The following is a 21,970-nucleotide window of genomic DNA, read 5'->3' on the forward strand; positions in this document are numbered from 1 at the left end:
GGCCGCTCACTACGACCGGTGCCATCCTATAAAATCCCTACTCTAAGTTATTTTCTTTTAAGAACTTCTTCACCATGGCGGTTACCGCACTAGCGGTCTGGGCATTTAAAGACCGGTGAACGAGCGGTTGGAGCTGACGAGTGTTCATCTGCTTAATCAAGGACCGGATGTGAAGAATCTGACCACTGTTCATCGAGAACTCATCCAGGCCCATCCCCATCAGCAATGGTGTAGCTAAGGGGTTACCGGCCATCTCACCGCACATGCCGACCCACTTACCTTCCGCATGGGCTGCGTCAATCACCCGCTTGACGGTCCGCAGCACAGCCGGGTGGAGTTCCTGGTAGAGGTAGGCGACTCTGGCATTCCCCCGGTCAGCCGCAAAGAGGTACTGAATCAGGTCATTGCTGCCGATGCTAAAGAAATCAACGTCCTGGGCGAAGAGGTCGGCCATCATTGCCACCGACGGAATTTCCAGCATCATCCCCACCTCGATGTTGTCGGCAACCGGCACCCCGGATTTTTCCAAGGATGCCTTCTCCTCATCTAAGATCTGCCGCGCCTGGCGGAATTCCTCAATCGTGGCCACCATTGGGAACATGATGGCTAACCGTCCATAGACCGACGCCCGGAGCATCGCCCGCAATTGGGGACGCAGGATCTCCGGCTTAGCCAAGCCAATCCGAATGGCCCGAAAACCCAGGTAAGGGTTGGCCTCGTGCGGGAGAGGTACCATCTCCAAGCGCTTATCACCGCCCACATCCAAGGTCCGGGTAACCACCCGGTGCTGGTTCATCGCGGCTACGAACTGCTTGTAGGCACTAAACTGCTGGTCCTCACCCGGCAGCTTAGTCTGGTTCATATACAAAAACTCAGTCCGCAAAAGGCCAATTCCCTCGGCCCCATTGTTCTGAGCATCTTGGATGTCCGCAAGCGTACCAACGTTGGCCGCAACCTCAAAGTGACGACCATCCTGGCTGATGGTTTCCTGGTTCCGCAACGCACCCCAGGCCTCTTGCTCTCGGGCAAACCTGCCGGCAAGGAGGCGGTACTTTTCAAGCTCGCCTTCCGACGGATTAACGACCACCTTGCCGTGAATACCGTCAACCACCAGGAGGTCTCCATCCTTAATCGCCGCCGTGGCCTTCTTCGTTCCGACAACCACCGGCAGGGAAAGGGTCTTACTCATGATTGTGAAATGGGAGGTCCGCCCCCCGGTATCCGTGACCAGGCCCGCGACGTAGCGCCGGTCAAACTGGGCCGTATCCGTTGGGGTGATGTTATTAGCCACGATAATTGCCCGGTGGTCGAGTTGCTTGGGATTCGGGAGTTTAACGCCAAGGAGGTGGCTCAACAGGCGCTTGGCTAGGTCACGCATTGCCATCCCCCGCGCCTGAAGGTAGTCATTATCATTTAGGCGTTCAAAGATGGCCATGTAGTGATCCGCCACCTTTTGGACCGCCCACTCCGCCGTAATCTGCTCGCTGACGATGTGTTGTTCAATTGAATCAAATAAAACGGGGTCGTCCAGCATTGCCAGTTGTGTATCAACAACCGTTGCCGCCCGCTGACCAAGGCGCCGGTGGGCCTGGTCACGGATTGCATGCAGTTCTTGGCGGCTTAACGCAAAAGAATCATGAAGCCTGGCGACCTCATGATTCTTATCACTAATATGCTGTTTTTGAACCGGAAGTTCTGACCCCACTAATAGGTAAGCAGGCGCAATCGCAATCCCACTGCTGGCTGCTAACCCATTAAGCAGCAAAGACATTAGTCAGTCAATCCTTCCTTCTTCATGGTTTCAGCAACGGCATCTAAAGCATCCTTTTCATCGTCACCACTAGCCGTGATCGTAACCTTAGCATTTTGACCAACACCAAGAGACATAACACCCATGATGGACTTCAAGTTAACGCTCTTGCCTTCATATGACAATGTTACATCAGAAGCAAACTTTGAAGCAGCTTGAACCAGGATGGTTGCTGGACGTGCATGAATACCAGTTTCAGCAGTAATTGTAAAATCGCGTTTTTCCATTTTTAATCAGTCTCCTTCGAGCAGATTTACTTTTACCAGTGCTTATTTTAGCACTGATACACCTCGATAGATATATTTTAGCAATTGTAAGCGGTAAATACAAGGTGGTCAAAGGGCATCTTACCGTTTAATCATCCGGTAAATTATCTTGCCACCAATGTGGGCCTGCCCCGTAATCTGGGTCCGGTACGGGTAGGCATGATAGATTCGTTGGAACTCCTGAAAGTTATCAGGGCCAATCTCAAACTGGTCAATTTTGCCGGCGCGCAGTTCGTCAAGCTCCTGCTTAAAATCACGTTCTGCCAAGCGTTCCCACCTCCAAATATGATTTCTATTCCTATTATACACACCCGGTCCCTAATTTTAGCAAACAATTACAAAGAGTGCTAAAATGAAACGTGATCAATCCTTACTTTTTCTAAAGGGCAGTCATATTTCTTGCACAGCGATAAAAAGTAAGTATAATGTAATCAATGGTCAAGAAAGGTCAAACATACTTTGACCATATTTTTCAGGGAGGTACTAATAATAGATGCTTTGTCAAAATTGTCATCGGAATCCAGCGACGATCCACTTACAAATGAGTTTTAACGGTCAGCGGATTCAAGTTGACCTCTGCCAAGAATGCTATCAAAAATTACAAAACTTACAAGCAAATATGATGAACGGGGGTAACGGAATGAATAACTTCGGTTTTGGAAACCTCGAAGACTTTATGAACGCAATGAACAACATGCAAGGCCAAGCCGCGAGCGCTAATGGTCAAAATGCCAATACCCAAAACCAACGCCGGGGTGGCGGCCGTAATGGCAAGGGAATCCTCGGCCAATACGGCATTAACATGACCGACCTGGCCCGCCAAGGCAAGATTGACCCAGTGATCGGCCGGGATAAGGAAATCAACCGGGTCATTGAAATTTTGAACCGGCGGACAAAGAACAACCCAGTTCTGATTGGTGAAGCCGGGGTTGGTAAGACGGCTGTTGTTGAAGGGCTCGCCCAATCCATTGTTTCTGGTCAAGTGCCAGAGAAGCTGGCTAACAAGGAAATTATCCGCTTGGATGTTGTATCCCTTGTTCAAGGGACCGGAATCCGGGGCCAATTCGAACAACGGATGCAACAATTAATGAAGGAAGTTCAAAAGAACAAGAACATTATCCTCTTCATCGACGAAATCCACGAAATCATGGGCGCCGGAAATGCTGAGGGTGGCATGGACGCCGGAAACGTCTTGAAACCGGCCCTCGCTCGTGGTGACTTCCAGCTGATTGGGGCCACGACCTTAAACGAATACCGGAAGATTGAAAAGGATGCCGCCCTCGCCCGACGGTTCCAACCAGTCCAAGTTGACGAACCAACTGTTGAAGAAACTATCCAGATCTTGAACGGAATCAAGGGTCGCTACCAGGACTACCACCACGTCAAGTACACTAACGCGGCAATTGTGGCAGCAGCCAAGCTTTCTGACCGCTACATCCAAGACCGCTTCCTGCCGGACAAGGCGATTGACCTGATGGACGAGGCCGGTTCGCGGAAGAACCTGACCTTAAAGACGGCCGATCCTAACATGATTGAAAACGAGATCCATACTGCCGAGGCTCACAAGCAACAGGCGGTTGACAATCAGGACTACGAAAAGGCTGCCTTCTACCGTGACCAGGTTACCCGCCTGGAAAAGGCCAAGAAGGATGCCGAAGAAAATCACACTGAAGAATCAGCAACGGTTACCGATAAGGACATGCAAAAGATTGTTGAAGAAAAGACCAACATCCCCGTTGGTGACCTTCAGCAACAAGAAGAAAACCAGCTCCGCGACTTAGATAAGAAGCTTGAGGCCCACGTTATTGGTCAAAACCAAGCCGTGGACAAGATCGCCCGGGCCATTCGCCGGAACCGGATTGGCCTGAACAAGTCCGGCCGGCCAATTGGTTCCTTCCTATTCGTTGGCCCTACCGGGGTCGGGAAGACCGAAACCGCCAAGCAACTGGCCAAGCAGCTCTTTGGTTCCAAGGATGCCATGATTCGGTTCGACATGTCCGAATACATGGACAAGACTTCCACTTCCAAGCTGATTGGGGCCGCTCCTGGTTACGTTGGTTACGAAGAAGCTGGTCAACTGACCGAACAAGTTCGGCGTCACCCTTACAGCCTGATCCTGTTGGATGAAGTTGAAAAGGCCCACCCGGACGTTATGCACATGTTCCTGCAGATCCTTGATGATGGTCGCCTGACCGATTCGCAAGGACGGACCGTCAGCTTCAAGGACACGATCATCATCATGACCTCGAACGCCGGGACCGGGGATGCCGTTGCTAGTGTTGGTTTTGGTGCCGAGGCATCTGGCTCGACCCACTCAATCATCGACAAGCTGACCAACTACTTCAAGCCCGAATTTCTGAACCGGTTCGACGACATCGTTCAGTTCAACGCCCTGACTAAGGACGACCTGATGAAGATCGTCAACCTGATGATCACCGACGTTAACACAATGTTGGCTGACCGGAAGCTCCACATTGATGTGCCAAAGGACGTCGCTGAAAAGCTGGTCGACCTGGGCTATGATCCAAAGATGGGTGCCCGTCCACTACGCCGGGTAATCCAAGAGCAGATTGAGGACCGGATTGCCGATTACGTTCTCGACCACAACGATGCCCACAAGCTGGCTGCCAAGTTAGACGATGACGGTAACATTACCGTTGTGGCGGCAGATGACACCGCTGCCCCTGCTCCAGAAATAGAAGAAGATAAGTAATAGATATCCGAAAAAGCTGGAGAGAAGAAATTCTCTCCAGCTTTTTTATGTCTCAATATAAAGCCAAACGCCGACGGACCTCCAGGACCGGGTAGGCAATCAGTGGGACCGCAAATGCTGCGAGAACCAGTTCCGCCACCCCATTGGTCGCCATGATTACCTCCAACGTTGGCAGGAGGTGGGCAACGTTAACCCCGTAAGCATGGGCAACTGCTGGCGTCCGGTAAAAAACGGCCACCATCCCCAAGACCAAAACAGTGTTGGTCAGACTCCCCACAATTCCGGCAGCAACCATTGCAACCTTATTTAACTTGGGCCAGTAACTAATGCCCCGGTAAACGGCACCCGCCACCAGGCCAATCATGATCCGCGGCAGAACCGATACCAGGGGGTTCACAAAGACGAGGGGCGCCAGCGGACTAGACGGGGCCACGAAGGCGCGGACCCAGGTAAGGAGCCCCCAGGTACCGCCGATAATGGCTCCATCGACGGGCCCCATAACAATTGCCACGATGATCACGGTCACGTGCATGGTCGTGATACTAAGCGGGCCCAGGGGAATATTACCAAAGAATGGCACAAAGTCTTGGATTAGAATAATTGCAATGAAAATCGCCCGGAGTGTGGTCCGGTGAATCTGCCAGTGTCTCATTTTTCACCCTACCTATCTATTGAATGCCCTAATTTTAACAGTTTGCTAAAGGAATAACCAGATATATACCAAAGGCGCGGCGGGTCCTGCAAAATGCGGTATAATATGATTAATAGATTCTGATAATGGGGTGGAAACATGCTAGGACATTTTAAGACTGGAAACCCAGTTTGGGTTTACTACATTGATATTGATAGTGGAGAAAATATCATGGCCCCCCAACTTTTGCGCGGGATTCAGGGCTGCAAGTACCACATCGATAAGAAAGAGTTCCCCCACTACCGCTTCATAAAGATGGAAGGACAAGCTAACGGAACTTTTGACATGCAGCGCCGTGACGTCAAGCTTTACTACCGGAAACAAAGCTGGCAAAACGTCGAGGACATTAACATCTACCTCCAAATCGACCAAACCACCAAAGTCTATGATACGGTCAACGGGATGCCAATCAACGACCCTGTTCCGGCAGGAATCGTTGTTAAGGCCTTCCACCGGGTTGATGCCGAGAGTGGTGACACCTGGTACGAGTTGGGCGCTGGCCAATGGGTCAAGTACGAGAACATGCGGGTCGTCAACGACCCCTTCACGGATGAGAAAATTCCTTCCCCCATTGCTGATAATCTGACCATCATGCCCCTCAAGGATGTGCAGGGAACCATTGACTACCTCCCTGGCAAAGCAGCCGATGTTTTCGATGCACCATACGGAAAAAAGATTGACACAATTAAAGATGGCAAACGCATCCAGATTACCGGGCAGCTCAACGATAACGGTGAAATCACCTGGTACCAAATTGGTAAGAACAGGTTCATCACCGGCAACTACGTCATTGTGGATGGACAAGACGAATAAAAAAGGACTTTAGCAATTCGGGATTATACGCCGAACGCTAAAGTTCTTTTTTTACTCCTTCTTTTCTTCCGTGACCGGGTGCTCAATTCGGTAGATGTCAAAGAAGTACTCGCAGACGGTCTTCACCACCGCGTAGGCCGGGATACAGAGAATCATCCCCGCCACCCCCGCGATGTGACCAGCCGCCAACAACAACAAGATGATGGTCAACGGGTGAATCTTGAGGGACTTCCCGATAATGTTTGGATAAATTACGTTCCCGTCAATCTGCTGGACGATAATCACGACAATGATCACCAGAATCAACTTCTTAGGGGCCATGGTCAGGGAAACGAACAGGGCCGGAGCAATTCCAATGTAAGGTCCGATGTAGGGAATAATATTGCAGAGGCCGGCAACGATTCCCAGGACCAGAGCTAGGGGCTGTTTGATAATCATGTAACCGATGGAGGTAAAGACGGCCACGAACAAACATTCAATTACCTGACCGGCAATGTAGGAAGACAAGGTGTTGTTCATCTTGCTCAGCAGCTCATCGACTTCCTTAGCATGGTGCGGTGAGAGCCACTTCTGAATGCTCGGGGCCAGCTTGTCACCATCTTTGAGCATGTAGAAAAGCATTACCGGGACCGTAATGGTCACAATCGTGATGTTGGTAACGGCACCAACGATGTCGCCAACCCGACTGCTCAGCCCTTTCAAGATGATCTGGGCGTACTTAGCAAGCTGGTGGTCAAATTGCCGGTAGTAAGATGACAGGTCGACATTCTTCAAAAAGGAGTGCTGGACCGTGTCGTTAAGGAGCTTTTGCACCCCACTCACCGTCTGTGGCAAGTGGGTCACCAGGGTGGTGATTTCCTTAACGACCGGAGGAATCAGGACTGCCAGGCCTCCTGCAATAATAAGGATGAGGACGACCACCAGTAGCAGGCTGGCGATTCCCTTATTCATTTTAAAGCGGCCTAGTTTGACCTTCATGATTAGTTTTAAGATTGGGTTCAACATGTAATATAGGAAGCCCGACAGGATCAGTGGTACAAAGACAACCGAGATAAATGTAAAGAACGGCCGGAAGATAAACTGAATTTTGGTACAGACAAAGATTAAGGTCGCAATTACCAGGAGCGTTAACGGCCAAAAGAGCCAACGATTAAACTTTTTATCCACAATGTTCCCTCATTTCTAATTAAGTACCCCAACATCATATAGCTTTTTGCCGTAAAAAGATAGGCACCCATCCCCGATTTCAGTTCGTAATATTTTTGGTAACTTTTTTATTTCTGCCCCCCTTTCACCACGTCAAGCCCACCAGCACCACATTTAGCACCGGTCTAGTAAGCGGTAAGATTAAGATAAAGTGACATTTTATTGACTAAAAGGTTACATAAATGTTTCAAGTATGTTACAATATTTATATCGAAAGAGATACGAACATTGCTAATCAACATTGTGGAAGGGGTGCTTTTATTATGAAGTTAAACAAGAAAGTATTAAATGGTTCGTTAGTTGTCTTACTTGCTTTAGGTCTGGGTGGTTGCGCTGCCAATAGTGCAACTAGTACGCATAAGACCCACGAAGCAAGCAGTGAGCAAGTGGTTAAGCAAAGCAGCCACAAAAAGGCCAACAAGACTTCTGCCAAGACGGATGTTAAGTACGCTGCTGAAAAGAACTCGACTTCTGCTAATAGCACTTCTTTAATTGTCACCAGCAACAGCCAAGTTGCAGTAAGCTCTAGCATGACGACCGCTAACCACAACGGTCAAGTTGCCACCAACAATACGGCGGCATCGACAGTTGCTCCAGCAAAGACCGCTGAAACACCTGCTACTAATGTTAAACAAAACCAACCAATCCAACTGGGCTTAGGTGATGTTGCAACCTGGACCGATGCCAAGGGTGTTACCCACCACGTTGACAGTGACGGGATGGACCGTTACACCACCAAGGGCAGCAGCCAGGTTCAGTACCAAGACTGGTCTGGTCAATTACCAAACAATGCTGTTGTTAGTCACCATTAATTAAAACTAAATAATAGCATTCCACAAAAGCGGGTTCCTATTTTCGTAGGAGCCCGCTTTTGTGCGCTATTGAATATTCATTTTACCAATTGGAAAGTCATAGTCGACGTAGTCCTGGTTAGCATTACTCGTCAGTGAGTAGCGGCTAATCAACGTGTAGTCATCACCAGGGCGGAGACCGATGACCGTCCACTGGACATTAAAGCCAGACTGACCGGCAGCCGGATACTGGTTACCAACCGCCCTAGCAACATCCAGCCGTTCCAGCCCCGTTTGTTGATAAGTCAAGGTGTGGCGGCTAACCTCCCTGCCCAGGGTGTTGTCGAACAAGATCAGGGTATGAACCGGGTTGACCATCCGCGTGGCGTGCCAGCCAGCCGCCGTCACCGTGTACTGACCAGCGCCAGCCGGTTGGACAGTCCATTTATCTAGGTTCCCCGCTTCATTGCCGTTCTCTAGCACCTTTGACGGGTACCAGTAGTCAGTGTACTGGCTACCGTTCCCGTTGCCATTTCCCGTGGCCGAACTCGAGTAGCGACTGATAACCACGTACTGGTGGCCGGGAACGATCTGGGCGTCCTTCAGGTCCAGACTCAGGTTGAAGCCGGACTGACCAGTACCGGTAATTCCCGGGTAAACCCGTTGGACATCGGGCCGGGCAACGTTATCGACGTTAAAGGAGGCCACCTGGCGGTTAGCTGTGCTGTCGTAGAGAATAATGAAGCGGTGCTGCTCAAATTGGGAGACCGCGTTGGCATGCCAACCGGCGATATTGAGCTTGACGCCACTAATGCTGAAGTTATCCAGGTGGCCAAGGTTAGCGTAGTTACCTTCCGTCAGTGGTGCAAAGTAGTAGTCCACCGCATTGCTGTTTCCCGCCGGGTCATCTGTATAACGGCTGAGGACCTGGATACGCTGGTTAAAGTTCAGCTTATCAACGGCGAAGCGGACGTCAAAGCCCGACTTGGCGGCCCGGTCAACGTCCGGGTAAACATTGGCGACGTCGGCTCGGTTGACTCCATCAGTGACGAGCTGCCGGGCCACCTCCCGGCCGTTGTTGAGGACGATGATGTAGTGGTAAGGGCGGTTGGCGGCCTTGTTGGTGGCGTGCCAACCGGTCAGGTGCAGCTGACCATCAGTGACCTTCGCCTGGTCGAGGCAGGCCCGGTTAGCCTGGTCCACGGCAACCGGGGCAAACCAGTAGTCCACATAGCCCGCGTTTCCCGCGGCGTCACTACTGTAACGACTGATCAGCTGAACCGCAGTCGTGTTGGCTAAGGCATTGCCTAAGTCAATCTTGACTGAGAATCCTGAGTGGACAGCGTTATAGACGTTGTGGGCGGCCCGCACGTCTTCTCGGGTGACCGGATTAACCAGGGTCCGGCCGAGCTCGTGGCCATTCTGGTCGAGGGCGATAATGTAGTGGTAGGCCCGCCCCTGACTGGCGTTGGTAGCGTGCCAACCCGTCGCAATAATCGCCCCATCCGTTGTCAGATGAGCCCCATCAATGTAGGCGTAATTGCCGTTGTCGTTTTGGTCCCAGTTCCCGACCACCGTGCCGGCATTGCTGTAGTTATTGGCGTTGAAATCGGTCCCGGATGTCCAAACGTAGTGCATGTCGATGTTTTCCAGCTGGAACTTGAAAGTTATCCCGTTGGCATACCGCCCGGTCCCGGTACCATAGGTCAGTGATGGGTACAGGGCCATGGCCGTCACCGGCTGGTTGACGGTCAGGAAGTTTTGGGCATGACCGAAATTATCGGCCGCGTCGTTAAAGAGCATCCCCATCACCCCGTAGAAGATTGACGCCCGGAGATCATCCATGGTTGTGATGGTAAAGAGCGGCACGGCGCTATTGTCCACAAAATCGCGCCCTTTGGCCTCCGCAAACGGTCGGGCCCGTAAGCCCGAAACGTTATCAATGTAGATCTGCTGGGCCGCAATGTTTTCCGACCGACCGTTTAGAATGGCAAAGTCGTGCCAGCCCCCGTTGAGCAGGGACTCGTTCTTGGCCTGGTACTGGAGGGCAACGTTACGGGTCTCATTGATGGTCCCCTCGTTTTGGACGAACGGTTCTTGACCAAACTCTGACCGGACCTTGTTCACCAGACTGAGGCCATACTGGTTCATCTCGGCAACCTGGTCGGACGTCAGGTTGTTAACGTCGACCTTCTCCTGGGCCGCGGTGGAATCCGACTGGTAGTCGTTGCTGTACAATCCCTGCTGGGCCTGCTTTCCCAGGGCCTGAGCGGCGGCGGAACTATTGACGTTGCGGACGGCATCCAGGGTGTAGCCAGCGGGGATGTTAATGTTCTGGGTCGCCTGGACCTGACTTAAGTTATCTGAATAGAGCTGAACATAATTCGGCGTGGTGGCCGTACTTGTCTGCGTAGTCGCCGGCGTCATCGTGGCGGTCGTGGTATCGGCCTTGACGTTTTGTCCGGCAATCACCAAACCGGCAACGGTTGTGATCGCTGCCAGTGCTGTAACATGCGCAATACTTGCTTTCATGCATTAATTCCTCCTCATTTTCATAAACTATATTTTAACCCCAATCCGCAAAAAAGGACCGTGACACGCACAAATGTCATGGTCCTTTAATCTGTTAGCAATATTTCGTAACTTAACCCCGGTTGCGGATGACCGTCTGCGGGTTGAGCCAGGTTCCACTACCCGTGGCCTGGTTCGGGTCGGTCCAACTTGGCTGGAAGGAGTGGGCCAGGTCAACACCGTAGTTGGGACTGGTGTTGATGCCGAGGTGAAGGTGGTCAGTGTTCCGGTAACCGATGACCTGTCCCGGATAGATGATCTGGTTCCGGTTAACGGTGATCTGGTTCCGGTTGCTGAAGGCCTCTTGGTAGACGTAGAGGTAGCGACCATCGTAGACGATGGCGTACCACCACATGATCTGTCCCTTGTCGTCACGGCAGGTGTTGACGTCTAAGACCTTTCCACCGTGAACGGCGTGAACTGCGGAGCCAGGATGGTCATAGGCCCCGAAGTCCAGGCCGTCGTGGAAGCCATTCTTCCGTGGGTAGGAGGAGTAACCAAAGGCCTGACCTGAGGCAAAGTAACCTTCCCCATCGGCAGGGAATGGCCAGGACCAGCCATCGTTTTGTGGCAGGGCCCGGGCAATCCCGTTAGTGCCGAAGTCGTAGCAGTGACCATCGACATAGTTGATCCCGGTGTACATCTGACCGTGAAGCTGGTCGTTGTAAACCCAGAGGTCATCGGGGTTCGGTTGGTTTTCGTAACCATCGGAGAAGTAGTAGCGGTTGTTGTTGATCGTCCGCCAGCCGGTTGCCACCTGTCCCCGGTCAGGGTCGTAGTAGACCGTCCCGCCGTTGAGGTGCTGGAAACCGGAGTTGATACTGACCATTGGGGAAACGAAATCAACGGCGTTACCGTTACCGGCGGCATCGTCGGTGTAGCGGTGGATAACTTTGATTCCCCAGTGGTTCATGGCCGCGCTAACCGGGAGCGTGGCGGCGAAGCCAGACTGGCCGGCATTACCGATCCACGGGGCCTGGCTGGCGCCCGCACCTGATGACTGGTTTGAATTGGTGTTGTTCAGGGCCCGGCGGTAGAATTCGTGCCCATCGGCCCCAATGACGATCAGGTACTGGTAAGGACGGTTGGCCGTAGCCATGGCGGCGTGCCAACCATTGATGCTGATGGTGTTGGCACTGCTGTTGTAGCTGACGGTTGCGGCCCCGGCGTTGGTTGCATAATCGCGGGTCCGGATGTCCGTGTAGTTGCTATTGCCATCGGCGGAAGCGGCCAGCCGGAGGATGAAGCTCAATTGACCGTTCGTCAGTTGGTTGGCGGGGACGGGGATATCAACGGCAAAGCCACTATTAGCACTCTGGTAAATCTGTGGATACTTAGCCGCCACATCATTACGACTGGCAAAGTTGATCCTGCTCCGACCGACCTCTTTCCCGTTGTACAGGGCGATGACAAAGCCGTTTGGTTGGCTCAGCCGTTGGTCACTGGCCAGCCAGCCGGTCACGTGGAGGGTATTACCGTTCTGACTGATGGAATCGACTGCGGAGGCGGACTGGTTCAGAGTTACCGGGCCAAGCCACATGTCTTGGCAAGCACCACTGCCACCATTCCCCTGGGCGGAGTTCGAGTAGCGGCTGACAATCGAGTAGGAGTGACCAGGGGTCAGGTTAACCTGACCCAAATCGGCTTGGAAGCCGGATTCGTCGGCGGTAACAACCTGGGGGTAGACCTTGGCAACGTCGTCACGGCTGACCGAACTAGTAACCCGCTGGGCGGCCACTTGGGTCCGGGTTGTATTATCAAATACAATCAGGAAGTGGTAAGGCGCCGCCACCGCAAAGTCGTTGGCGTTCCAGCCGGTAACGGACAGGTGACCATTGCTGATGTTAAAGGAGTCCAGGCTCCCCTGGTTAGAGGTCGTCAGTGGCAACCACTTGTCAGTGTAGCGACCGTCCCCACCATTACCGTTGGCACTAGTCGAGTAACGAAGGACAATGGCGTACTGGTGGCCGCTGACGATATTATTACTTACCGGCAGAGTGGCGGTAAAACCAGAGTCGGCGGCGTTGTATGCAGCCAATCCCCGGGCAATTGCGGGAGTGGCTGCCGACTGCGTCTTTGCCGCGGCCACTTGACGGATGGCCGTCGTGTCAAAGAGGATGATGTAGTGGTTGGTCTCACCATAAGCCGCATCGGCCGCGTGGTAACCGTTGATGGTGAGCTGACCGTTCTCGTTCTTGATGCTGGTAATACCGGCCATGTTGGCGTTGAAGCTAATTGGTGCGAACCAGTAGTCGGTGTAGTTCTCGTTGGCGTCCTTGGTGGCGCTGTAACGGGAAATGACCCGGATCTGGCCCTCAACCATGCCCGCCTTTAACGGCATGGAAAGGGACCAGCCGGAGTTGGTGGCGTCGTACAGGTTCTCAAAGGACAGGGCAACATCAGGACGGGCAATGTTGGTGACCTGTTGCCGGGCGATTTCGTGCCCCTGGTCATCCAAGACAATGATGGTGTGGTATGGACGGCCCTCTTCACCAGAGGTGGCGTGCCAGCCGGCAAGGTTCAACTTACCGTTGGCGATTGATGCCGAATCTAGGTTGGCGCGGTTGGTGTGGTCCGCTTGAACCGGTGTAAACCAGAAGTCGACGTGGTTCCCTTCCCCACCCTTGTCATCGGAGCTGTAGCGGGAAATAACCTGCAGCTGGTCGTTGAGCCAGCGGCTATCGTTGCCAAAGTCGTGGTCAAAGGACCAGCCAGAGTTGGCGGAGTTGTAAATATTACCGTAGGCCCGGGCAACGTCGGGACGGGCAGTGGTATTTACCTTTTGCCGGTAAAGTTCGGTGTGCTGGGTTTGGTCGTAGATGATGATCCAGTGGCTTTGGTCCTGGTAACTGGCGTTGGTAGCGTTCCAACCACTGGCCTGGAAGTGGCCGTTGGCAAAGGACCAGCCGTCTAGGTGCCCTTCGTTGTTTTGGTCAAAGGTAATTGGTGCGTACCAGTAATCAGCGCCATCGTTAGCGGCCTGGTCCCCACTGTAGCGGCTGACAATTTGAAGCGAGTGGTTGACCCAGTCAGCAGAATTGATCTTAAAGGATGCGGACCAACCAGAGTTGCCGGCACCAGCCACGTTCGGATAGGTCTGGGCAACGTCGGGACGCTGGACTGGTTGAACGGTTTGGCGACCCAGCTCGTGGTTAGTGGTGTGATCAAGAACGATGATCGTGTGGTAAGTATGGTTCTGGGCGCTGCCGTTGGCGTTCCAGCCACTGATGTTGAGCTGGCCATTGCTGATGGTAGCTGAATCAAGGCTGGCGTAGTTGCCGCGGTCGGCGTTGGTCGTCTGAACAGGAGTAACGTTGTTTTCCTGGGCGGCGAAGGCCTGTTGCGTGGTGGCCGAAGCTGGGGCCTGGTTAGCTGTTGCCGTCGTTTGGTGAGCAGCTGAGACGGCGGTTGCCTGGTCAGCGGTTGAAGTTGGCTGAGTGGCATCGGCGTGCGCAGCCTGCTGGTACAGTGCCAATACGGTCCCGCAAACGGTCAGGGTCAAGCCCGCCATTGCAAGACGCTTTGCACGGTTCAAATGCAAATACTGTTCCATTATGGATTCTCCCTCAAATATATAGATTCTCGGTTTCTTATTATACCATTCGGGTAATAAATGAATTTGTTTTTTTTAGTTTATTTATATGGCCTATAACAATAGGTAAAAAATGTAGGGAAACTGCCAATTGTAAACCGGCGTTCTCCTACATTTTAATTCTGCCCTCTACAAATATACACTAACTACCCAAAATACTAATCCATAATGGGACAAGTCTTAAATTACCATTTGTTATTTGCCAATACATTACAAATACATTGATTACTGCCATGCTGATTATCAGCATATTTATATACTTATACTTCCGACTTTCAACTATTTTTCGTAACATGAATAGAACCATAATAACCAATACAGTTGCCATCACAGAGAAGGTTCGTGTTGCAGAAACATAATTAGTAGCGGAAAAGCCTAACGCCACTCGTGATAACAATGCCCCAAAGAAAGATGCTAATAAGATAAAGTAATTATCTAGTTTCATCTTATAACTATAGTTAAAAAGCAGTAGAGCAATGAAAATAACATAAACAATAAAAGATAATAGACATCTTTTCGAGTAAATGGTATCAGGAGTAAATAATCCTTCTTTCGGAAAGACAAATAGTTTTGAAAGGCCTTCAGAATGTGTAATGTTAAAGATATCAAAAAGGATTGAATAGGTTCCCCATATTATTAAAGTCAAAAATGAAGTAATTACATACGGCTTTAATAGTCTATCCTTTTTGACTTGTTTAATATAAAAGATCTGAAACTTGAAAGCCCTGAATTGCAATGAAATCATTGTGGTTCAGGGCTTTTGGACGAAAAAAATAAAAAACGCAAGAACTCTTACGCTATACTTTAAGTGTCAAAATCAAAGTAGAAAAGAGTCTTGCGCTATGCAAATTATAAACCATTTCAGTACTGAAAACGATTCTCAAAACATTATTTCTCACTTCTTAAGCCTAATTGGTCTAGCTAAGCTAACTCACAGGGTGAATTTTAAGCGTCACTCATTATGTTCATTGAAAATGATCGTAGCTTGGTTAATGACAGCTCATTTTGAGCGTCTTTCGATCAATCGTGCTCATCCAGATTGCCATTTTACCCCAAGAACGGCACGGAATGTTTTGAATGATGGCCGTATTAACTGGCAGAAATTAGTCTGTTTAGTAGCGATTCAATTAATTCGCATCTTAACCCCGTTTATTGATGGTCGACGTCGTTTGGCATTAGTGCTTGATGATACTCTGTTAGCACGTCGTTGGTCCCAAAAGACTGAATTATTAGCCAAGACCTATGACCACGATAAGCACGAGTATGTAAATGGTTACCGTGGCTTAACTCTCGGTTGGAGTGATGGTAATACTTTTTTGCCTATTAATTTTGCTTTAATGTCAACTCACCAGCCTGCTAATCTGATTGGATGCTTAGCGCAGATTACTGACCAACGTCAAATTGCCGGTCAAAGAAGGGCTCAAGCTCAACGCCCAATGAACCAAGTGGCTCTAGAATTGATTAGACAAGCGCAAACACTAGGCGTGTCAGCTAAATACGTCCTTTTTGATTCTTGGTACAGTTCGCCGAAGATGTTTTGGCAACTCGCTCAGCTTCAGCTTTTTGGTGTGGGTATGCTCAAACGCAGCGCAAAAGTCTATTATCGATATCGTGGTCGTCACTATAGCATTAAGGGTCTTTATCAACGTTTAGCAGCTTCTAAAATGAATTGTCGGCATCACTATCTTTACAGCAGTGTCATTCAAGCCCAATATCATGGCCATCAGTTTCCGCTAAAAGTGGTTTTTGTATCCAAAAAGGGGCACCGTCAGGACTACCTAGTTTTAGCGACCACTAACTTAGCTATGCGGCCAGAAGAAATCATTCAATTGTACGGACGCCGCTGGCAAATTGAGACCTATTTCAAAGCTGCTAAGCAGTATTTAGCTCTTAATCGATCACAAATTCAAAGTTACGACGGTCAATGTGGTTATATTGCCGTCACCATGATTACTTATGACTTATTGGCTTGGCAAGAACGACTTAATACTGATGATCGCACAATTGGTGGACTCTTTTACATTATGAATCAAGCACTGCCAGATATTCGTTTTATGGACGCATTGGTCTACTTATTTCATGAACTGGGTCGAGCTGAGCTCAGCCTAACTGATCACATTGATGACATCATTAATCGATTCATAGCTCAGTTGCCAATAACGATCCAAAAAGCATTGAATACTGGCATCTAAAAGTCTAATTTAGGCTGAGAAAAGCCGAAGCTGACGCAGCTCCGGCTAGTTTTCGTGCTTTCAAGTTTCAGATAAAAGATGACAGGAATTGTAACTATTAATAGCATGTAAGGTAAATTGCCAAATAATATATGTTGTACTGTTGTCATAAATCCCATATCCATCTTATTAAAGAAATTCATTTCCTTAAATTGTGGGAACCATCTTGGTATTTCTTCCAGACTTCGCTCCTTGTTCCCTGGTGACATAACAAACCACAGTAAGCTGAATAACAGCAAAACATCTTGAGATATTATTAACTTACTAATTACTGACTTTTTTATAAATTTAGTTATGGTGTAGGTGCAAAAAATACATAACAGAACTATCAATACCTGTTCATTATTTGCAGCATATAAAGTTGCGAGACAAAGTAATACTTTTTCAAATTTTCTTTTAGTCGTATTTTCCCTAAAAATCGGTGTTACTACAAACGTAGCTGCACATATTGGAAATAAATACGTTGCTGTTGTTGCAATCCATCCTGCCGTTGAATAATAGGAAAATGGAATAATCATTAAAGCAAATGCGATAGAAATATCCAATTTAAGGTTTTCGTTTTTATTAACTATTAGGGAGATGCTGAAAAGCATTAAGAAAAAGAAGGCACCAGTTACTATAGCAAAAATAAGCTTATTATGAACTTCAAATTGATACATAAAAAAGTTCACAATCGTTCTTGAAGACCACGAAAAGTACATTGAGAAGACCTCATGCCAATCTTTATAAAAGGAATTATATAAAGATGATTTTGCCTGGTTAACCCGATCATCATAAATAACAGGAGTTAGATAGAATAAATATGCTACAAAGAGACTAATAATGCTAAAGAATGCATACTTTTTCTTTTTATAATTTTCCATCTTTTCTTTCTCCTCAAAGCTTTGCATTTATTTCAAGGATAGCTAATGCTATTACCGTAAATAACAAGACTATTAACCAATACAGGTAAATTGATTTTTTATTTCTAAACATGATTTACTCCATTTTCGATAACCTAGTATACCGATAGACAAACTTCTTAAAATAGCAATAGCTAAAACGTTTATTCTTGGGCTATCGTTTTTCCTTTCTGTTAACGATTAATTCCAAGCCACAAATGATACTGACACTTGAATAGGTTGAACCAAAGAAGTTAATGTAATTTCCTTATTATCATAATATGAGACTACTTCCAACCGATTGTTTTAGTCATCTACTATCATTGCCATAGTTGTACTTGGAGGATCAATCTGTAGCATTTTTCAACCACATTTGACATTTTTCAAAAAGTAAGGAAATCCAGGTCACAACTGATACAAGTAATAACAAATAATAGGCGATTAATGGTTTATAACCAACTGTAATTTGATACTTGCCCTTTTTTAAGAATACTGAAATTGTTCCACGGCGTGATTCGATAATATTGGTTCTTTGACCATTTACTGTTAGTGTTGAACGATTATACATTACCGAAGGCAAATCAAGCCGCCCATTTCTAGGAATATTAACTTTATAATTAAGCTTATTTGCACTAACAGATTGGCTAAACGGAATCCGTGCTCCATTTAAATAGGCTCTTCTATTTAGAACCGAATTTGCGTTCGACAAACTTGGTAATGGCAAATAATCTGTTTCACCAAATTGTGCTCCATAGCTAAATTGTTTATTGTATGTTTTATTGTCAATAATAACCAGTGGATTTTTCTCTTTTGGACTTAAAATTCTGTATTTGCCCTTTCTACTATGCTTAAGAACATAAATATTATGCTCAGAATTATTATTTCTGACAACAGATGGATAAGATTCTCCTGCATACACAGTGAACAAGGACAATACCACGATGCTAATGGCAATCATCTGGTGGTCTTTAAGTATTTGAATACACTTTATACATCCCAAAGCGGCAATAACAGACAATAGACAAACTGCAAAACTAGTATAACGGTATGGAAACTGAATAACCGCCAGCGGTGTATGTGTCAAATACTTCCATGGAAAGAGTGATGTAATAATTAAACTAAGTACTAGTCCAATCAAATAAACATAAAAATCAGCTGTACCTTTCCGACACCATTTCCAACCAAATAGTACAGTCATTAAAAGGATAATACCCAAGCCACCATTACCCGACATAGGTACATTATTCAAACATTGAATAATGTAGTCACCAGGGTTAAGTAACTGAAAAATTCCAAACGTTGGTTTTGCAAGTCCTTTATGGACATAGTCTGTAATAAACGGAACTATTTGCCATAGTGTCAATAGTAAAAATAGTAAAAGTGATTTCAATAAGTCAAAAAATACTTTAGAGTTTAATGTTCTATTAAATAAAAGCCATAAGATAAAAACTGCAAAGCATATTTCGATAGAAATTACAGTATCAACAATATGGCAGTAGAACTCCAATGCAATCCCAACCGATAATGTTTTCCATCCTTGCCCAGTAAGTAGTAAATAAAGTCCCAAAAGAACAATAGGGATAAACATATAAGCTAATCCTTCACCAATTACATAGTCAGTCAACGTAAGATGAAGGTGATAGGGAACAATAGTATATATAATGGCAAAGATCAATGAAGCGTTACAGTTTTTATTGCTATATTTATACATACAAAAGTAAGCAATAATCATGGTTGCAAGCATCTGAAGCCAAACATATATTAAATATGCTTCAATTGGTTTTAAGAAAAGCCTTAAAATAGCCCAAGGATATAGAAAAACCGACGGATAGAACAAGAAGTTTGCATTACCAACTTTACTAAAAGTATCTGTAGCAAGGAAAGTAAATAAGTGCCCTCTTCGAATATTTAAATACAATTGCTGAGCCCGAGAAGCATGAAAGCTCCAATCATATTGAACAGCCATCTTGTTTGGAATAAAAAACGGCAATATCATTAAAATCGAAAAAATCATTAAAATCAGTATGTATATATAATTATTTTTTAAATACTTTTTTTTGGACATATAATCACCAATATCATAAAAATTCAAATTTTTGTCAGCTTAGTTTAATAAGTATATAGAAATAAGTAAAAAAAGTTATAAGAAATACTAATCGTGAAATAAGTAGCTGTAAAGTCATCATTTTGAGTGAGATTTAAATATTAGCTATTGATTATATAGTTTAAATTATTATCAAATAAAAAAACGGTATACACCCCCTACTCCCCCTACATAAACGTGGTAGTAATGAGAGTTGTAATTGGGTTATATACCGATTGAAGACTTAAGCATTAAAATATTAATTGATATTTAAGTCCTCGACTACCTAAATACTTAATTAGCATTCAATAATTAAAATTTTACTTCATTAAGTTCTAATTAATTTGTTTCATCTACTAACAATTTACTAAAGGATAAACTTATTAATGATTGTTATTAAACCAACTTAACCCAAGTAGTAATTGAAAATGCTACTACCATTCCTAAAAGAAAACCAACCGCTGCTCCAATTAATGTGAATTTTTTAATTGAAGGAGTAGTGATACTTTGTGCATCATCAGCGGTGGCCTTCGCAAAAAGAGAAATCTTTCCAGCTGACGGAACCCTTTTTGGAATTTGTTTAGCTGCAGCATCAGTTACCGCATTAACAATCTTTGATGACGCTTCCGCAGTTCCAGCTTTAGCACTAACCTTTACTATTGTAGTTTGCGTTACTGGATGGGCTTTCACTATTGTACTAATCTGTTTTGCGCTGTAATCCTTCCTTATCTTTTTAGGTAGGCTTCTGTGGGCAGTCCGTGCAACGTTATCGCTTTTAACGATTTTTGCATATGTACTACCTAAATTAATATCAGCTTGGACTTCCTCATTAGCAGAATTTCCACGATAGGAATGGCTAGTCATCAGACTTCGAGTAGACACATAATCGGTATGCTGCTTATGTTTCGCATACAGGCCACCAATAAGGCCAAACACTAGCGTAGCAACAGCGATAACTATAATATTATGCCAAACGATTTTTGAAATATTTTTTATACTAATCTTATTATCTTGCATTTTTATTCTCCTTATTAAGACTACTGAAATATTCATTGGATAGCAAAGCTAACAAGAATGGATTATAAATAATTTGAACGATATGTGGTTCAAACATAAAGCTTAATGATGAAACTAGAATTACAGCTGAGAGGATAAAAGTTTTACATACCGTGGACCTTATTGCAATAAAGGTTAGACAAAGAATTACGATAATAAAGGCCAACAACCCCCACAATAAAATTAGCCGAATATATGAAGAATCAATATAGAAATAGTTATTTTGCATGCCGCCACTAGCTAGCTTTTCTAATTTCTGTCCCTTTATACCCGCAAAAGAATGTTCAACGATTGATCTTCCTAAAAGATTTATATCATACTTTTCAAAAGCACGATGACCCAATTCTAATCGGTCTGAAAGTAAAGAATTTACTTTGTACATAAAATGATTAGAAGAATTATAGAAATAAGAAAGAAAGATTATAATCGTTGCTGAAATTGGAGTAGCCATCCACCAAAAGGAAGCAAGTATGTTTGACAACTTTTTCCCCCGATAGGCCCGCTGAGCAACAACCATCACAGGTATTATAATTAGAGTTGCCAAAAAATCTAATTTAGTATTGGTGAGCCACATACAAATAAAGTCACCTATAATTATTAACAGATAATCAAGCACATTAAGCTTACCAAACTTTAAGTAACAATAGGCAAGCGCTAGGAACAAATAGTGCGCCGCAAGGACCGATGGATAAAGCATACCAAGGGAATACCTCGTTGGCCTTATTTTAGAATAATATATAAGGTTAGGAATTATTTTAACCAAAGAGAAGATCATAACCATCATTATAAAAAGGACGGTTAAGTAAAAATACCACCGGATAATATCCCTAAAATTAACATTTTTCGCCCCGATAACAAAAGGTGAAATTATTAATAGATCAGAATATTGAGTTGTTCGCCAAACTATCAGTCCTAAAATTAGGAAAACTGAAATTACAAAAAGTTGCTTCCTTTCCCACTGATCCAACACAAAAATTTTAAACAACAGTAATGGTAATGAAATATATGTAAATATTCTTAACCAATGATTACTAATTGCTGGTATAAAAGTCGTTTCACTTAAAAGCGTGGGCAAACAGTAAAACAAAAAGGCAATCAGATATACTTGGCGTCCATTAATAGGATAGTCCCAAGCCTTCATCCAAAAACTATTTTTTTCCAACTTGCTACCTCCTTTCCTAGAGGAATTGATTGAGTTTACTAACTTATAACTCCTTATTACGTTTAGTAAATATCAGCTGTAAAGGTAGCTCAAAAACAGGAACA

General features: G+C 46.2%; 15 protein-coding genes. 4 read left to right on the forward strand and 11 right to left on the reverse strand.

What is annotated here, in order from left to right:
* Positions 1 to 37: 37 nt before the first annotated feature.
* The 3 genes from ptsP to KZE55_RS07215 form a co-directional block, all read right to left on the reverse strand.
* Positions 38 to 1,771 carry a phosphoenolpyruvate--protein phosphotransferase gene (ptsP, locus tag KZE55_RS07205; RefSeq protein ID WP_222257950.1) on the reverse strand — a complete coding sequence of 578 codons (1,734 nt, stop codon included), beginning with the start codon at positions 1,769 to 1,771 and terminating at the stop codon, positions 38 to 40.
* Positions 1,771 to 2,037, reverse strand: a complete 267-nt coding sequence (locus KZE55_RS07210; RefSeq protein ID WP_047768045.1) for a phosphocarrier protein HPr — start codon at positions 2,035 to 2,037, stop codon at positions 1,771 to 1,773. The genes ptsP and KZE55_RS07210 overlap by 1 nt, the downstream gene beginning before the upstream one ends.
* Before the next feature lie 120 nt (positions 2,038 to 2,157).
* Positions 2,158 to 2,343: a hypothetical protein gene (locus KZE55_RS07215; RefSeq protein WP_047768046.1), complete on the reverse strand. Its 186-nt coding sequence runs from the start codon at positions 2,341 to 2,343 to the stop codon at positions 2,158 to 2,160.
* A 226-nt stretch (positions 2,344 to 2,569) separates the two neighbouring features.
* Here KZE55_RS07215 and KZE55_RS07220 point away from each other — a divergent pair, with 226 nt between their 5' ends.
* Positions 2,570 to 4,789: an ATP-dependent Clp protease ATP-binding subunit gene (locus tag KZE55_RS07220; RefSeq protein ID WP_222257951.1), complete on the forward strand. Its 2,220-nt coding sequence runs from the start codon at positions 2,570 to 2,572 to the stop codon at positions 4,787 to 4,789.
* 52 nt (positions 4,790 to 4,841) lie between these two features.
* On the opposite strand, the gene KZE55_RS07225 is transcribed toward KZE55_RS07220, so the two are convergent.
* Positions 4,842 to 5,441: an ECF transporter S component gene (locus KZE55_RS07225; protein ID WP_222257952.1), complete on the reverse strand. Its 600-nt coding sequence runs from the start codon at positions 5,439 to 5,441 to the stop codon at positions 4,842 to 4,844.
* A gap of 138 nt (positions 5,442 to 5,579) precedes the next feature.
* Here KZE55_RS07225 and KZE55_RS07230 point away from each other — a divergent pair, with 138 nt between their 5' ends.
* Entirely contained in the window at positions 5,580 to 6,293 is a 714-nt protein-coding gene (locus tag KZE55_RS07230; RefSeq protein ID WP_222257953.1) for a MucBP domain-containing protein, read from the forward strand.
* Positions 6,294 to 6,344: 51 nt separating this feature from the next.
* On the opposite strand, the gene KZE55_RS07235 is transcribed toward KZE55_RS07230, so the two are convergent.
* Positions 6,345 to 7,460, reverse strand: a complete 1,116-nt coding sequence (locus tag KZE55_RS07235; protein WP_047768053.1) for an AI-2E family transporter — start codon at positions 7,458 to 7,460, stop codon at positions 6,345 to 6,347.
* Between the two features lie 302 nt (positions 7,461 to 7,762).
* Here KZE55_RS07235 and KZE55_RS07240 point away from each other — a divergent pair, with 302 nt between their 5' ends.
* The gene (locus KZE55_RS07240) at positions 7,763 to 8,311 is read left to right on the forward strand and encodes a hypothetical protein (protein WP_222257954.1); all 549 of its coding nucleotides are present in this window, start codon (positions 7,763 to 7,765) and stop codon (positions 8,309 to 8,311) included.
* 66 nt (positions 8,312 to 8,377) lie between these two features.
* On the opposite strand, the gene KZE55_RS07245 is transcribed toward KZE55_RS07240, so the two are convergent.
* Together KZE55_RS07245 and KZE55_RS07250 are read right to left on the reverse strand one after the other, a co-directional pair.
* The gene (locus KZE55_RS07245) at positions 8,378 to 10,822 is read right to left on the reverse strand and encodes an SEC10/PgrA surface exclusion domain-containing protein (protein WP_222257955.1); all 2,445 of its coding nucleotides are present in this window, start codon (positions 10,820 to 10,822) and stop codon (positions 8,378 to 8,380) included.
* A gap of 112 nt (positions 10,823 to 10,934) precedes the next feature.
* Positions 10,935 to 14,414 (reverse strand): M23 family metallopeptidase, encoded by a 3,480-nt coding sequence (locus tag KZE55_RS07250; RefSeq protein WP_261313219.1) that lies wholly within the window; start codon positions 14,412 to 14,414, stop codon positions 10,935 to 10,937.
* 881 nt (positions 14,415 to 15,295) lie between these two features.
* Here KZE55_RS07250 and KZE55_RS07255 point away from each other — a divergent pair.
* Entirely contained in the window at positions 15,296 to 16,645 is a 1,350-nt protein-coding gene (locus tag KZE55_RS07255) for an IS4 family transposase (RefSeq protein WP_222257956.1), read from the forward strand.
* Here KZE55_RS07255 and KZE55_RS07260 read toward each other — a convergent pair.
* The 4 genes from KZE55_RS07260 to KZE55_RS07275 all read right to left on the reverse strand — a co-directional run bounded on the left by KZE55_RS07260 (position 16,642) and on the right by KZE55_RS07275 (position 21,866).
* Positions 16,642 to 17,547, reverse strand: a complete 906-nt coding sequence (locus KZE55_RS07260) for a DUF6056 family protein (protein WP_222257957.1) — start codon at positions 17,545 to 17,547, stop codon at positions 16,642 to 16,644. The two genes, KZE55_RS07255 and KZE55_RS07260, sit on opposite strands and share 4 nt — an antisense overlap.
* A gap of 364 nt (positions 17,548 to 17,911) precedes the next feature.
* On the reverse strand, positions 17,912 to 19,657 hold the full coding sequence (locus KZE55_RS07265; RefSeq protein ID WP_222257958.1) for a hypothetical protein: 1,746 nt from the start codon (positions 19,655 to 19,657) through the stop codon (positions 17,912 to 17,914).
* A 387-nt stretch (positions 19,658 to 20,044) separates the two neighbouring features.
* On the reverse strand, positions 20,045 to 20,665 hold the full coding sequence (locus tag KZE55_RS07270; protein ID WP_222257959.1) for a YveK family protein: 621 nt from the start codon (positions 20,663 to 20,665) through the stop codon (positions 20,045 to 20,047).
* On the reverse strand, positions 20,655 to 21,866 hold the full coding sequence (locus KZE55_RS07275) for a polymerase (RefSeq protein WP_261313220.1): 1,212 nt from the start codon (positions 21,864 to 21,866) through the stop codon (positions 20,655 to 20,657). The genes KZE55_RS07270 and KZE55_RS07275 overlap by 11 nt, the downstream gene beginning before the upstream one ends.
* Between the last annotated feature and the right edge of the window lie 104 nt (positions 21,867 to 21,970).

It is taken from the genome of Limosilactobacillus panis (assembly GCF_019797825.1).
GTDB lineage: Bacteria > Bacillota > Bacilli > Lactobacillales > Lactobacillaceae > Limosilactobacillus > Limosilactobacillus panis_A.